This is a genomic window from Elusimicrobiota bacterium (assembly GCA_016182905.1).
Taxonomy (GTDB): Bacteria; Elusimicrobiota; Elusimicrobia; order UBA1565; family UBA9628; genus GWA2-66-18.
On sequence record JACPFR010000040.1, the window covers coordinates 1 to 13,259 of the forward strand.

At 70.7% G+C, this 13,259-nt stretch carries 12 protein-coding genes; 1 reads left to right on the forward strand and 11 read right to left on the reverse strand.

From position 1 onward, the window contains the following. From HYV14_12770 to HYV14_12790, 5 genes are all read right to left on the reverse strand, one after another. Positions 1-1,090 (reverse strand): hypothetical protein (locus HYV14_12770; protein ID MBI2386861.1); only part of this gene is annotated, 1,090 nt, incomplete at its 3' end. Next, a complete protein-coding gene (locus tag HYV14_12775) occupies positions 1,077-1,811 on the reverse strand; it encodes a hypothetical protein (GenBank protein ID MBI2386862.1) in 735 nt (244 codons plus the stop codon). The genes HYV14_12770 and HYV14_12775, both read right to left, overlap by 14 nt. A gap of 50 nt (positions 1,812-1,861) precedes the next feature. Then, complete coding sequence (locus HYV14_12780; GenBank protein MBI2386863.1) at positions 1,862-4,930, reverse strand: polysaccharide deacetylase family protein; 3,069 nt, start codon at positions 4,928-4,930, stop codon at positions 1,862-1,864. Next, complete coding sequence (locus HYV14_12785; GenBank protein MBI2386864.1) at positions 4,927-6,117, reverse strand: hypothetical protein; 1,191 nt, start codon at positions 6,115-6,117, stop codon at positions 4,927-4,929. Before HYV14_12785 ends, HYV14_12780 begins: the two co-directional genes overlap by 4 nt. Beyond that, complete coding sequence (locus HYV14_12790; protein MBI2386865.1) at positions 6,114-7,451, reverse strand: glycosyltransferase family 2 protein; 1,338 nt, start codon at positions 7,449-7,451, stop codon at positions 6,114-6,116. The genes HYV14_12785 and HYV14_12790 overlap by 4 nt, the downstream gene beginning before the upstream one ends. A 92-nt stretch (positions 7,452-7,543) precedes the next feature. Here HYV14_12790 and HYV14_12795 point away from each other — a divergent pair, with 92 nt between their 5' ends. After that, on the forward strand, positions 7,544-8,014 hold the full coding sequence (locus HYV14_12795; GenBank protein ID MBI2386866.1) for a low molecular weight protein arginine phosphatase: 471 nt from the start codon (positions 7,544-7,546) through the stop codon (positions 8,012-8,014). Here the strand turns inward: HYV14_12795 and HYV14_12800 are convergent. From HYV14_12800 to HYV14_12825, 6 genes are all read right to left on the reverse strand, one after another. Continuing rightward, positions 8,011-8,766 carry a type III pantothenate kinase gene (locus HYV14_12800; GenBank protein ID MBI2386867.1) on the reverse strand — a complete coding sequence of 252 codons (756 nt, stop codon included), beginning with the start codon at positions 8,764-8,766 and terminating at the stop codon, positions 8,011-8,013. The genes HYV14_12795 and HYV14_12800 overlap by 4 nt on opposite strands. Before the next feature lies 1 nt (position 8,767). Next, positions 8,768-9,703, reverse strand: coding sequence for a malate dehydrogenase (gene mdh / locus HYV14_12805; GenBank protein ID MBI2386868.1), 936 nt, complete (start codon positions 9,701-9,703; stop codon positions 8,768-8,770). A gap of 81 nt (positions 9,704-9,784) precedes the next feature. Then, the gene (locus tag HYV14_12810) at positions 9,785-11,308 is read right to left on the reverse strand and encodes an acyl-CoA carboxylase subunit beta (protein MBI2386869.1); all 1,524 of its coding nucleotides are present in this window, start codon (positions 11,306-11,308) and stop codon (positions 9,785-9,787) included. A gap of 105 nt (positions 11,309-11,413) precedes the next feature. Next, complete coding sequence (gene mce / locus HYV14_12815) at positions 11,414-11,806, reverse strand: methylmalonyl-CoA epimerase (protein MBI2386870.1); 393 nt, start codon at positions 11,804-11,806, stop codon at positions 11,414-11,416. After that, on the reverse strand, positions 11,806-12,732 hold the full coding sequence (gene meaB, locus HYV14_12820) for a methylmalonyl Co-A mutase-associated GTPase MeaB (protein MBI2386871.1): 927 nt from the start codon (positions 12,730-12,732) through the stop codon (positions 11,806-11,808). The genes mce and meaB overlap by 1 nt, the downstream gene beginning before the upstream one ends. Positions 12,733-12,742: 10 nt before the next feature. After that, positions 12,743-13,144 (reverse strand): cobalamin B12-binding domain-containing protein, encoded by a 402-nt coding sequence (locus HYV14_12825; protein ID MBI2386872.1) that lies wholly within the window; start codon positions 13,142-13,144, stop codon positions 12,743-12,745. Between the last annotated feature and the right edge of the window lie 115 nt (positions 13,145-13,259).

Consider the following 13,259-nt stretch of genomic DNA (forward strand, 5'->3'; position numbering starts at 1 on the left):
GGCCTTCGCGGAGCGCCGCGCCGGCGAGGACGGCCAACGGCAAAGTCGTGATGTACGAATACCGGTCGGCGACGAGCTGGGGGCCGAACTGGAAAAGGCCGCTCACCGGGAAGAGGAGGACCGCGTACCAGAAGGCCGACGCCGCCAGCCACGGGCGGGAGAGGCGCCGGCGCCAGCAGACCAGGGCGGCGGCCGCGACGGCCGCGGCGGCGGCGACGAAGCGCGGCTCGGCGGGGTCCAGCGGCGGGCGCAGCTCGTACAAGGGCATGAGGCCGGAGGGCCAGAGCGTCTTCCGGACGTAGAAGAGCAAGGCGAAGCAGGCCTGGGCGAGGCGGGCGGGGAGGGCGTGCTGCTCCCAGGTCCAGCGGATGCGCTCCTGCGCGGCGAGGCCGACGAGGCCGAAGACGAAGGCGAGGGCGAAGAGGGGCAGCTTTTCTTTGAGGGCCGTTCGCAGTCCCTCTCCGCGCGGGCCGACGCGGCGCAGGGGATAGACGTCGAGGGCGAGGAGCGCGACGGGCAGGAGCAAGGCCATGCCCTTGGACAACAACGAAAGGAGGAAGAGCGCGAAGACGAGCTTGCGATTGCGAGGGCGCAGATAAGCCCAGACGGCCGCGAGGACGAAGGCGCAGCAGACGACGTCGCGGCGTTCGGAAGCCCAGCTGACGGATTCCGCCCTGAGGGGATGGACGGAAAAGACCATGGCCGAGAGGAATGCCGCGGCGTTCAGGCCCCAGTCCGGGTCGGAGGAACGGACCGGGCGCGCGAGCTCGAGCAGACGGCGCGCGATCAGGAACATGAGACCGGCGGAGATCGCGTGCCACAGGACGCTTTGCAGATGGAAGCCGAAAGGGTCCATGCCCCACAGGGCGTGATCGAGGCCGTAGGTCAGCCAGGCGAGCGGCTGGTACACGCTGCCGACCTTCGAGGTGAAGGCCCAAGCCACCGCGTCGGGGCCGAGGCCGCGCCAGCCGGTCTCGCCGAGCAGGAACATCGGGTCGTCGAGGTTGGTCCAGCCGTGCCCGAGGCTCGGGAGGAAAGCGAGGAAGGCCGCGGCGGCGGCGAGGAAGGCGCCTTTCTTAGAAACGGACACCGAGGCCGGCCTCGGCGCCGGCCTGGCCGTGGGCCATCGTTCCGGCGAGGCTCAGGTAGGTGAACTGGTACGGCGTCAGGCGCACGCCGAGGGTGAAGCGGCTCTCGAAGGTGTTGACGACGCGCCCGTTGAGCAGGGGGTCGAGCGTGGACTGGCGCACGACGAGGCGCGTGCGGTCGAAGCCGACGCCCGCGTACGGGGCCCACTTCGGCGTGCCCGCGGAGCAGACGAGGTTGGCGCCGGCGTGAGAGGCGGAGAAGTCCGCGTGCACGACGGAGTGCGCGACGCCGGAGACGAGCACCTGCGGGGCCCAGGGCTTGTCGGATTCCGCGTAGATCCCGTAGCGCAAGCCTCCCCCCGCGATGGTCAGGCCCTGGTAGGAGACGCCGCGGATGAAGCCGGAGATCTTGAAGGGCATGCCGACCTCGGCCTGCACCCAGGGCAGGCCGAACACGCGCACGCCGTTGTTGCGCAGGATGGCGTTGCCCTTGGACGGATAGGCCTGGCCGCCGAAGCGCACGCCGACGTCGAAGCCGGTGAGGCCGAGCGAGCGGCCGCTCTGGAAGGTCGCCGCGCCGAGCACGCCGCCGAGGTCGCGGGCGAAGGGCTTCAAAGAGCCCTCGTCGGCGTAGCGCGCGAACCCGCCGTATTGGTCCGCGCCCGCGAAAGCGGACGGGGCGAGCGAGAGCAGGGCGGCGGCGGCGAGAATGAGGCGCTTCATGCGCTCATTATGCGATATCGGATGGGCGCTCCTCAACAGGTCATCCGGACCTAGAAGCGATGCTCGAGCGCCGCGCCGAAGGTCGTCGAGCGGTAGGTCGGGGTCCGGGCATGGGACACCCAGGGCAGCAGCCCCCACCGCCCCCAGCGGGCGTCCAGGGACGCGTCGAGCTCGTGGACGAAGCTCCCGGCGGCGCCGGCCTCGCGCGCGTAGCCCGGAAGGCAGCTCGCCCGCGCCGTGAGCCAGGGAAGCGCCCGGCCGGACCAGCTCAGGCCGGCCGAGATCGTGCGCAGGCCCATCGGGCTGTAGTAGTCCGGGCTCAGGCGCTCGACCGCGTCCGTCGAGACCCGAGCGACCGCGCGCAGGCCGGGGACGAGGGGCGCCGGATGCGAGGCCGAGGCCGAGCCCGTGGCGCGCCGGTTGCCGTCGGTGAGGTCGGCCAGCCGCAGGCGCGCGCCGAGGGAGAGAGCGTCCTCCCGCTCCCAAGAGACCGCGAGCGACACGAGGTTCTCGCGAACCCCGGCCAGAAGCGAGCGCGCGTTTTGGTACGGCTGCCGGCCGCCCTCGAGCGCCGTGGCGAGGGAGTCGCTCCAGCGCGAGCGCAGGCTCGCGATCGCCGTGAGCGCGTCCGGGGCGCCGGCGTTGAGCGCGCGGCCCTCGAGGCGCAGGCCGGCCCGGTGCGCGCCGAACGCGCGCGCGAGCGCGACGCCCGCGCCGTTGCCCGTGACCCTGGAGACGCCGGGCTCGCGATGGGTGGAATGGAAATGGGTGACGTTCTCGACGCCGAAGCGCGGCCAGGGTCCCAGGCTCTGCCTCGCCTCCAGGTTTTCGCGGCCCTGGTCGTCGTCGAACCAGGCGAACTCCCCGGTCCAGCGCACGGCGGAGGCGCGCTCGAGCTCGGCGACGAGGCGCTCGTTCTCGCCGCTCGCCTCGAGGGCGAGCGCGCGCTGGGCCAGACGCAGCGCGCCGTCGCGGTCCCCGACCGCGAGGAGGACCCGGGCCTCGTCGTGCAGGAGGACCGGCTCGGAGGCGCCGGCGCGGCGATTCTCCTCGAGCAGGCGGCGCGCCGCGCTTTCCTGCCCGTCCCAGGACAGCTGGCGCAGAAGGACGCGGCGGGCCTGGACGACGGGGCTTTGGTCGCGCAGATGACGCACGAGGCGCTCGCCCGTCCAATCCCCCCGCGGCTCGAGCCGAGTCGCCCGGGCGGGGTCCACCGAGCGCGCGTTGATCCCGCGGGAGTCCTGCGTGAAGCAGACCTCGTAGGAGTCCCGGCACAGCTTCAGGGTCAGGGGCGCCGCGTCCGCGAGGTTCGGCGCGTGCTGGCCGTAGTCGCCCTCGGGGTAGGCGAAAGCCCGGGGCTCGGAGCCGAGGCGCTCGAGCAGCTTGCGCTTCGAGCTCGCGTGATCGGCGCGCGCGCGCCGGGCCCATTCCTCCTCCGTCTCGAGCCGCCGCTCGGAGGCCAGCCAGCGCCGGTTCGTGAGGAAGAGGCCCCGGCGCCCCCGCGCGTCCTTCTCGACGGTCCCGTGCGCCCGGTCCCCGTGCGCCGCGAGCTCCCAGCGGCCGCTGCCGCCGTAGGCCGCGAGGTCGTCCCAGGCGGCGTAGCCGGGCAGGTTCGCCTCCACGTTGATCAAGGGCGCGAACATCGTCGCCTTCAGGCCGAGCTCCCGGAGCACCGGGTCGGCGACGCGCAGCGAGTCGAGCCGCGCGTCGTCGAACGTGATCAGGACGGGACGCGGCGGAAGCCCCGCGCGCCGCTGGAACCACGCCGCGGCCTCGGCGCTCGTCACGGCCGTGAAGCCGGCGCCGCGCAGCGCCTTCATCTGCGCGCGGAAGGCCGCCTCGCCGATGTGCACCGGCGAGGCCAGCATGGGATCGGAGGCGCGCGTCGCGAGGCCGTGATAGAGGAGGACAGGCAGGACCTCCTCGCGGTTCGACGCGAGCCAGCCCTCGAGCAGCGCCCGGGCGGCCTTTCTCTCGCCGTTCTCGTGGAGCAGGCGCGAGTGCTCGATGAGGAGGTAGGGGTCGCGCGGGTCCAGGGCCCGCGCCTCGCGCGACGCCGCGAGCGCGCTCCCGCTCCGGCCGGCGGCGTGCAGGGCTTGCGCGAGGCTCCGCCGCGCGGGAGCGGAGGCCGGGTTCCGCTCGACGAGGCGCGCGAAGAGGGGCGCGGCCTCCTCCGCCCGGCCGGCGGCCACGAGCGCCTCGGCTTTCGCCCGCAGGGCGTCGCCGTCGTCCGGGTCGAGCGTCAAGGAGCGGTCCAAGACACGGATCATCTCATCGGGCCGGCCCGCCGCGCCGTAAAGGCCGGCGAGCTCGAGCCGGCGCGGCTCATCCTGGGGCTGTTCGTCCGAAATGCGCCGCTCCAGGCTCGGCAGCGCCCAGTCGAGCCTGCGGTTGACGACCGCGATCTGGATCAGGAGGTCGAGAGCGCGGCCGTCCCGCGGCCGGCGCGCCAGCAGGTCCCGCAGGTCGCGGGCCGCCTCCTCCCGGCGGCCGGCGAAATACCGGGCCCGAGCCAGCTCGAACCGATAGGAGTCGTCGCCGGGAGCGAGTTCCGCCGCCCGGCTCCAGGAGGCCTCGGCCTCCGGACGGCGGTCGAGCAAAGCCAGGAGCCGCCCGCGCTGCGCGTGGCGGGGCGCGTCGCGGGGAGCCAGCGCGAGCGCCCGGCCGTTGCGCTCGAGGGCGCGCTCGTAGTCCCGGTTCCTCTCGTAGAGGGAGGCCAAGGCCCCCTGAACGCTGAGCCGGCCGGGCGCGAGCGCGTCCGCCGCGAGGTACGACTCGAGGGCCTCGCGCGCGCGCCCCGTCGAGTGCTGCAGCAGCGCCAGCATGTCCGCGGCTTCCATGTCCTTCGGGTCGCGCGCCCGCGCGCGGGCCGCCGCGCGCAGCGCGCCCTCCCGGTCGCCCGCCCGCCAGAGCGCCCACATCGCGTCCTTCTCCATGAGCGGGTCGCTCCCGAGCAGCTCGGCGGCGCGGGTCAAAGGCTCCGCCGCCCGCTCATACCGGGCTTGGCGGCTCAGGCTCGCGCCCTCGCGCCTGAGCGCGGAGGCCGACGGCGGCCCGCCGCTCCCCGCGCAGGGAGACGCCGCGAGCAGGAGCAGCATCGACGCGATGAAGGCGCTCATGACGGCTTCCAGGTCAGTTCCAGCGCGCGCGCGCCCGCGCCCCCCCGGATCTTGTCGTGGAGCTCCAGCAGCAGGCGGCCCGGGCCCGGCCTCGCGCCGAGCTCGAAATCCCGCGCCGGCGCGGAGCCGACCGTCACGCTCAGGCGCGAGCCCCTCAGGCGCAGCCTCGCGCTCAGCGGCGCCGCCTGGCCCCGCGCCCAGGGCACGGCGCCGACCCGCCTCCACCGCCCGGCCCGTCCTTCCTCCGCGACGACGCCTTCCGCGGTATAGCCCACCCGCAGCGACTCCCGCGCGCCGGGCCGCCAGCGGGGATAGAGCCAGAGGTCTCCCGTTACCGACGCGGCCGTCAACTCCAGCTCCACGTCGCCCCTCCCCTCGCTGCCCAGCCACGAGACCGACGCGGAGCGCGCGTTCAAGGGCGCGTGGAGGTCGAAGGAGGCGGGGCCCCCGGACCGCGCCGCGATCCCCCAGGGCCGGCCGTAGAGGCGGACGAGGCCCAGCCTGCCGGGGGCGCCGACGGGCACTTCCGCCTGGAGCCTCGCGGCGAGCTGGCGGCCCGTCCAGGCGAGCGGGACGTGAAGGCGGCGGACCGTCGCCGAGCGGCCGCCGCGGTTGAACGCCCGCCGTCCCGCGTCGGCGTCCCAGGACAGCGTCTCGCCCGCGAGGGTGAAGGTCCAGGTCGAACTCTGGAGGAGGCCGACGTCGGTCAGGCCGGCGCGGCGCAGGCGCGACAGCGCGTGGGGGCTGACGAAGCGCTCGTCGCGCCTTTCGACGGCCTCGCCGTCCACGAGCCAGACGGACGGCGCGCCCAGCCCGGCGAGAAAAGGATGCGCGGACTCGGCGGCGCGGCGATAGCCCGGCTCGAGGAGCAGGACGACGGGCTTGCCGGGCAGGCGCTCGCCGCGGGCGAGCCGCGCGCGCGCCTCGGACAGGAGGACGGGCGTGAAGCCCTCGCGCCTCAGCTCCTCGACCCAGCCGCCCAGCCTCTCGAGCTCCAGCCGCGCGCGCTCCTCGTTCTCCCCGGCCAGGGGAAGACGAAGCACGAGATACCAATCCGCTCCCGACGCGTCCGCGGCAGCCCCCGGCGCCGCGGCGCGCCGCGGGAGCGAGAGGCGCAGCGCGAAGGCCGCCGCCGCCGCGGCCACGAGCGCCCAGTGGGCCCTGTAGGACGGCTTGACCCCGCTCATCGCGTCCCCCACGCCGTCTTGTTGATGGTCAGCAGCGCGTAGTAATTCTGCCAGACGAGGACGCACAGGTAGACCGCGCCGGAGACCGGGCCGTAATACCAGTAGGGCGCCCCGGTCTGATGGAAGCACACCAGGCTCAGGCACACGTAGGTCATGAGGAAGGCGAGGAGGTAGGCCCCCGGCAGGACGCCGGCGAACAGCGGCAGATAGAACAGGGCGTAGGCCAGGACGAGCGGCGAGAAGAAGGTGATGACCGCGCCCGCGAAGAAGCCGGCCGCGGCGGCGGGATGCTCCCGCCACATGAGCCGGAAGCCCGCCGGGAACTCCCGCATCCAGGACTTCTTCCAGCGCAGCTGCTGGCGGAAGAACTGCATCCACCGGTCCGGCACCTTCGTCCGGCAGCGGGCGCCGGCGTGGAACACCACGCGATAGTCCCTCAATACGCGGAGCGTGAGGCTGCGGTCGTCGCCGAAGGTCGCCGGAACGCCCAGGAAGGTCTGCTTGAGCCAGCCGTCGAGGACGTCCAGGAGCGCCTCGCGCCGGTAGGCGGAGAAGGGCCCCGGGCAGCACGTTACGGCGCCGAAGACGCTCTCGGCGCCCTTGATGTAGCAATGCCCGAGGTGGTAGCGGACCGATTCCATCATCGAGATCACGCTCCCCGGGTCCACGTCGACCTCGACGTGCCCCGAGACCGCGCCCACCGAGGGATCCTTCAGGGGCTGGACGAGCCGGTAGACGCCCTCGGGGTCGGGGATGCTGTCGGAGTCCACGAACACGAAGACGTCCCCGTCGGCGGCGGCGATTCCGGCGCCCAAGGCCTGGCGCTTGCCGCGGTTCTCGGGAAAGCGGATCAGCTTCAGGCGCGGGTGAGCCTCGCGCAGGCGCCGCAAGGTCTCCCAGGTGGCGTCGGTCGACGCGTCGTCGACCACGATGACCTCGAGCCGGTCCGCGGGATAGCGGGAGGTCAGGCAGGCGGAGACGGTGGACGCGATCGCGTCCGCCTCGTTCATGACGGGGATGATGATGGAGACCGAAGGGCGGTGGCCGCGGTCCTCCGGCTCGCGATAGAAGGACGAGATGACGATCCGGCTGACGATGTAGGAGCAGGTCAGCAGGCTGTAGAAGCGCAGCCAGGGCGCGTACCAGAACTGCTCCAGCTGGCCGGCCCGGAGCACGCACATGAGCAGCGCGAGGAGTCCCGCGATCGCGAGGGCGCCCCGGCGCCGCACGATGAGAGCCGCGTCTTCGAAGCGGGGGCGCCGCTCGTAGCGGCGCCGCTCGCGGAGGGGGGATCCGGTTTCGACGGAACGGCTCGCGGCTTCGAGTACGGCCATACGCCGGCATGATACGCCAAGGCGCCCGCGCGCGGCCATGGACGAGCGGTAAAGAATTCATAACGGATCGGTGTACGCTATAATGAGAGCGCATGAACGCGCGGCCCCGGCGGATCGTCTTCGTCTGCACCGGCAACATCTGCCGCAGCGCCATGGCCGAGCACCTGCTGCGTCACTGGGCGCGGACCCGGGGCCTCACGCTCGAGACATCCTCCTGCGGGATCGCGGCCGAGTCCTGGTACGAGGTCCCGGGGGCGGCGCGGCGATTGCTCGCCGCCGAGGGCGTCCCCCCCTTCGAGCATAGGCCGCGCCTGGCCGCGCGCGAGACCCTGCGCGACGCCGATCTCATTCTCGCGATGACGCAGGCGCACCTCGATCACATCGTGGATCGATTCCCGGAATTCTCGAGCCGGACGCGCCTCTTCCGCGAGCAGGCGGGCTTCGGCGAGCAGGACGTCGAGGACCCGATGGGGCGGCCGGACGCGGCGTTCGCGGCCTGCCTCTCCGTCCTCAAGGAGTCGCTCGAGGCTCTCCTGCGCGCGGACTTCCGCGATCCGATCTAGGGCTTCAGCGCCGAGTGCGCGATGCGCAGGCCATTCAGGGTCAGGTCGGGCGCGTGCCGGACGCCGGGAAGGTCCTTGAGGAACAGCGGCGCCAGGCCCCCCGTGGCGGCGACCTTCGCCCTCCCCCCCATCTCCGCCTTCGTGCGCGCGAGGACCTCGCGGATCATGCCGAGGTAGCCGAAGTAGAGGCCCGCCTCGAGGCAATGCTCCGTGTCCTTGCCGATGACGGTCGCGGGCTTGCGGACCTTGATCAGGGGTAATTTTGCCGTGAACTCGTGCAGGGCGCGGGCCGCCGAGTTCGGGCCGAGCAGGATGGCGCCCCCGATGTAGGCTCCCCTGCCGTCCACGCAGTCGAAGGTGGTGGCGGTGCCGAAGTCGATGGCGATCGACGGTCCTTTGAAGAGCTCCCGCAAAGCGAGGGCGTTCAGGATCCGGTCGGCGCCGACCTGGGACGGGACCTTCACCTTGAGCTTGAGGCCGAGGGGCGAGGACGGCGTGATGAACGACGGACGGAAACCGAACGATTCTCGGATCGCCTCGGACAGCACGTCGTCCAGCTGAGGGACGACGGAGGCGACGGCGGCCATCGCGGGCAGGCCGTCGACCTTGCGGAACGGGCACTTCAACGCCCGCGCGTACCAGGAAACGGATCGCCGGGGATCGGTCTCGAGGCGCCATTGGCGGACGAGCCGATCCCCGGCGAAGACGCCGACGGTCAGGTTGGTGTTCCCGACGTCGACCGCTAGCAGCAATTTACTTGAGCGCCCCGACGAGCTCCTTCACCGCGCCGGCCGACTTGAGCAGCGCCGTGCGCTCCTCGACGGTCAGGTTCAGCTGGATGATGGACTCGATGCCGCGGGCGCCGAGCTTGCAGGGCACTCCCACGAACACGCCGTCCACGCCGTACTCGCCCTCGAGGAGCGCGGCGCACGGAAGGACCTTTCGCTTGTCCTTGAGGATCGACTCGACCATCTCGGCGGCCGACGCGGACGGCGCGTAATACGCCGAGCCGGTCTTGAGCAGCTTGACGATCTCGGCGCCGCCGTCGCGGGTGCGCTGGTTGATCGCCTCGATCTTCTCTTTAGGAAGCAGCTCCGTGATGGAGATGCCGCTGACCGTCGAGAACCTCGGCATCGGCACCATCGTGTCGCCGTGGCCGCCGAGCACCATCGCGTGCACGCTCTCCATCGAGACGTCGAGCGCCTCGGCGATGAACCAGCGCATGCGCGCGCTGTCGAGGACGCCGGCCATGCCGATGACGCGGTGCTTCGGGAACTTCGAGGTCTTCAGCGCGACCTGGCACATCGCGTCGAGCGGGTTCGAGACGATGATCAGGATGCAGTTCGGGGAGAACTTGACCACGTTCTCGGTCACCGACGCCACGATCTTGGCGTTGGTGTTGAGAAGGTCGTCGCGGCTCATGCCCGGCTTGCGCGGGATGCCGGCGGTGATGACCACGATGTCGGAGCCGGCGGTGGGCTCGTAGGAGGTCGTCCCGGTGATCTTGGTGTCGTAGCCGACGACGGGTCCCGACTCCAGCAGGTCGAGCGCCTTGCCGGCGGGCATCCCCTCGGTCGCGGGGATATCAACTACGACGACCTCGTTACATACTTCCATCTCGGCGAGGCGCTGCACGAGCGTCGCTCCGACGTTTCCAGCCCCGATCACCGTCACTTTCGTTCGAGCCATATGAGTCCTCCTATATCTTGGTGCCAGGCCTCCCATTATCCCATTACTCGAGTAATGGGATAATGGGAGGCCTGGCACCCTCTACAAAGGGATGTTGCCGTGCTTCTTGGGAACGCTGGCGACCTTCTTCCCTTTCAAGAACTTGAACGCCCGGATGACCTTGGGGCGGGTCTTGCGGGCCTCGATGACCTCGTCGACGTAGCCGCGCTTGGCGGCCTGGAACGGCGAGGCGAACTTCTCGACGTACTCCTGCACCAATTCGGCCCTTCGCTTCTCGGGGTCCTTGGCGGCCTTGAGCTCCGCCTTATAGAGGATGCTGACGGCCCCCTGGGGGCCCATGACGGCGATCTCGGCGCAGGGCCAGGCGTAGTTCACGTCGCCGCGGATGTGCTTGGAGCTCATCACGTCGTAGGCCCCGCCGTAGGCTTTGCGCAGGACGACGGTCACCTTCGGCACGGTCGTCCGGCAGTAGGCGTAGAGGAGCTTGGCGCCGCGGCGGATGATGCCGCCGTGCTCCTGCTCGAGACCCGGCCAGTAGCCGGGGACGTCGACCAAGGTCAGGAGCGGGATGTTGAAGGAGTCGCAGAAGTTGATGAAGCGGGCGCCTTTCTCGGAGGCGTCGATGTCGAGGGCGCCCGACAGCACCTGCGGGTTGTTGGCGATCACGCCCACCGACTCGCCGTCGAGGCGGATGAAGCCGACGACGAGGTTGCGCGCGAAGCCGCGCTGCACCTCGAAGAACTGGTGCCCGTCGGCGATCTCCCAGATGACGTCGTGGATCTTGTAGGCCTTCTTCGGCTCGAGCTCGCCGACGCGCTCGAGCACGTCGCTCTCGCGCTTGGGGTCGTCGGAGGGCATCACGGCCTTCGGCTTCTCGCGGCAGTTCTGCGGCAGGAAGTCGAGCAGCTCGCGGATCTGGCGGAAGCAGTCGTGCTCGGAGCCCGCGGTGAAGTGGCACACGCCCGACAGGCGCGAATGGGTGTCGGCGCCGCCGAGCGTCTCGAAGTCGCAGGTCTCGCCGGTGGCGGCCTTGACCACGTCGGGGCCGGTGATGAACATGTGGCTCGTGCCCTCGACCATGAAGATGAAGTCGGTCAGCGCGGGCGAGTACACGGCGCCGCCGGCGCAGGGCCCGAGGATCGCCGATATCTGGGGAACATAGCCGGAGGCGTCCACGTTCCTGTAGAAGATCTCCGCGTAGCCGCCCAGGCTCTCGACGCCCTCCTGGATGCGGGCGCCGCCGCTGTCGCACAGGCCGATGACGGGCACGCCGGCCGTGATCGCCATGTCCATCGCCTTGCAGATCTTCATCGCGTGGGCGAGGCCCAGGGAGCCGCCGACGACGGTGAAGTCCTGGGCGTAGAGGCAGACCGGGCGGCCGTTGATGCGGGCGAAGCCCGTGATCACGCCGTCGGCGGCCATGTACTTCTTGTCGAGGCCGAAGTCGGTCGCGCGGGTCTCGACCAAAGCGTCAATCTCCTCGAAGCTGTCGTCGTCGACGAGCATCTCGATGCGCTCGCGCGCGCCGAGCTTGCCCTGGGCCTTCTGCGCCGCGTGGCGCTCGGGGCCGCCGCCGGCCTCGACCTTGGCCTTCTTGTCGAACAGCGCCTGGGTCTTGGGTGAAACGAGAGGGCGTTCCTTCTTGTCTTTGTTGGGGTTATCCACAGTATTCACAAGTCCCCCCTAAAAAACTGTTGTTGACAACAGTTTTCATCGGGATTCCTCCACTAACTCGATAAGGACTCCGCCCTGATCCTTCGGATGCAGAAAAGCGACTTGATGTCCCCAGGCCCCGGGGCGGGCGGCCTGGTCGATGAGCCTCGCACCGGCGGCGGCCTGCTTCTTCAACTCTTCGGCGATGCTCGGAACGGCGAAGGCGAGGTGATGTTGACCCGGGCCGCGTTTGTCTATATATCTAGACACTGGCGATTCGTCGTCTGTGCCTGCGAGGAGCTCGATCCAGGGTCGTTCGCCCACAAAGGCGACTTCGACCTGCTGAGACGGAACCTTCTCGCGGTGGATGAGCTTGAGGCCGATCTTCGCGTGACGCGCGATCGCCTCGTCGAGGTCCTTCACGGCGACGCCGATGTGGTGGAGCTTCATCAGGCCTCCAGCAGCCTGCGCCCGACGCTGGCGGGATCGGTCTTGCGGCTGACCATGTCCTCCAGGATCTTGTCGGTGACGCGATCGAGCGCGCTCTTGATGACGCGGCGCTGGATCCAGAACTGGAGCTCGGTGCCGTGCTGGCTCTTCAGGCGGACGCGCCCCTCGCCGGACGCGCGCAGGTGCGTCCAGTGGCCGTCGAGCGCGGCGGCGAGCTCGGGAATGCCCTCCCCCGTCTTGGCCGAGGTGGCCAGGACCGGCGGCTCCCACGCCTTCATCGCCTGGCCGGCGGAATGGCCGAGCCCGAGCGCGGCCTTGAGGTCGGCGACGGCCTTATCCTTCCCGGCGAGGTCGGCCTTGTTGACGACGAAGATGTCCCCGATCTCCATGGCGCCGGCTTTCATCGCCTGGATCTCGTCGCCCATCGACGGCGTGGTGACGTAGAGGACGGTGTCGGCGACGGAGGCGATCTCGACCTCGTCCTGGCCGGTGCCGACGGTCTCGATGAGGATCTTGTCGCAGCCGAGGGTCTCGAGCACGTGGATCGCGCCGAAGATCGCGTAGGTCAGGCCGCCGATCATGCCGCGCGAGGCGAGCGAGCGGATGAACACGCCCGGGTCGGTCGCGTGCTCCATGACGCGCAGGCGGTCCCCCAGAAAGGCCCCTCCGGAGATGGAGGAGGACGGGTCCACCATGAGGACGCCGACCTTGAGCTTCTGGGCGCGGTAGTGGGCGATGAGGCGGCCGGTCAACGAGGACTTGCCGGCGCCGGGAGGCCCCGATACGCCGACCTTCTGCGCGGAGCCGGAGGCCTTGAAGAACTCCTTGGCCAGGGCCTCGGAGCCGGGGTCGTCGTTGACGACGACGGTCAAGGCGCGGGAGGCCGCCGCGTGGTCGCCTCGACGCACGCGCTTGACGAGCTCCAACGGCGCGATTTTACCTGACAACGGCCAGCTTCTCTTTAAGATAGTCGACGATGGTCTGCAGGGGCGTCCCGGGTCCGAAGACTCCGTCGACGCCCGCCTTCTTGAGCACGGGGATGTCCTCGTCGGGGATGATGCCGCCGCCGAACACGAGCACGTCCTTGAGCCCCTTCTTCTTGAGCTCCTTGCAGATCGCCGGGAACAAGGTCAGGTGCGCGCCGGACAGCAGCGACAGCCCGACCGCGTCCACGTCCTCCTGCATCGCGGCGGCCGCGATCATCTCCGGCGTCTGGCGGATGCCGGTGTAGATGACCTCGAAGCCGGCGTCGCGCAGGGCGCGCACGATGACCTTGGCGCCGCGGTCGTGGCCGTCGAGGCCGGGCTTTGCGATCAAGACACGCAGCGGCTTATCCATTACCACGTTCCCCCCTGAGACTCGAGCACGGCGGCGAAAGCGTCGACGATCTTCGGATCGAAGCGGCTGCCCGAGCCGGCGCGGGCCTCCTTCATCGCCTGGGCGCCGAGAGCCC

Coding starts and splice junctions, on each gene's coding strand:
- HYV14_12775 (MBI2386862.1), bottom strand. CDS start 1,811: ATGAAGCGCCTCATTCTCGCCGCCGCCGCCCTGCTCTCGCTCGCCCCG.
- HYV14_12780 (MBI2386863.1), bottom strand. CDS start 4,930: ATGAGCGCCTTCATCGCGTCGATGCTGCTCCTGCTCGCGGCGTCTCCC.
- mce (MBI2386870.1), bottom strand. CDS start 11,806: ATGAAGCTCCACCACATCGGCGTCGCCGTGAAGGACCTCGACGAGGCG.
- HYV14_12785 (MBI2386864.1), bottom strand. CDS start 6,117: ATGAGCGGGGTCAAGCCGTCCTACAGGGCCCACTGGGCGCTCGTGGCC.
- HYV14_12795 (MBI2386866.1), top strand. CDS start 7,544: ATGAACGCGCGGCCCCGGCGGATCGTCTTCGTCTGCACCGGCAACATC.
- HYV14_12825 (MBI2386872.1), bottom strand. CDS start 13,144: ATGGATAAGCCGCTGCGTGTCTTGATCGCAAAGCCCGGCCTCGACGGC.
- mdh (MBI2386868.1), bottom strand. CDS start 9,703: ATGGCTCGAACGAAAGTGACGGTGATCGGGGCTGGAAACGTCGGAGCG.
- HYV14_12790 (MBI2386865.1), bottom strand. CDS start 7,451: ATGGCCGTACTCGAAGCCGCGAGCCGTTCCGTCGAAACCGGATCCCCC.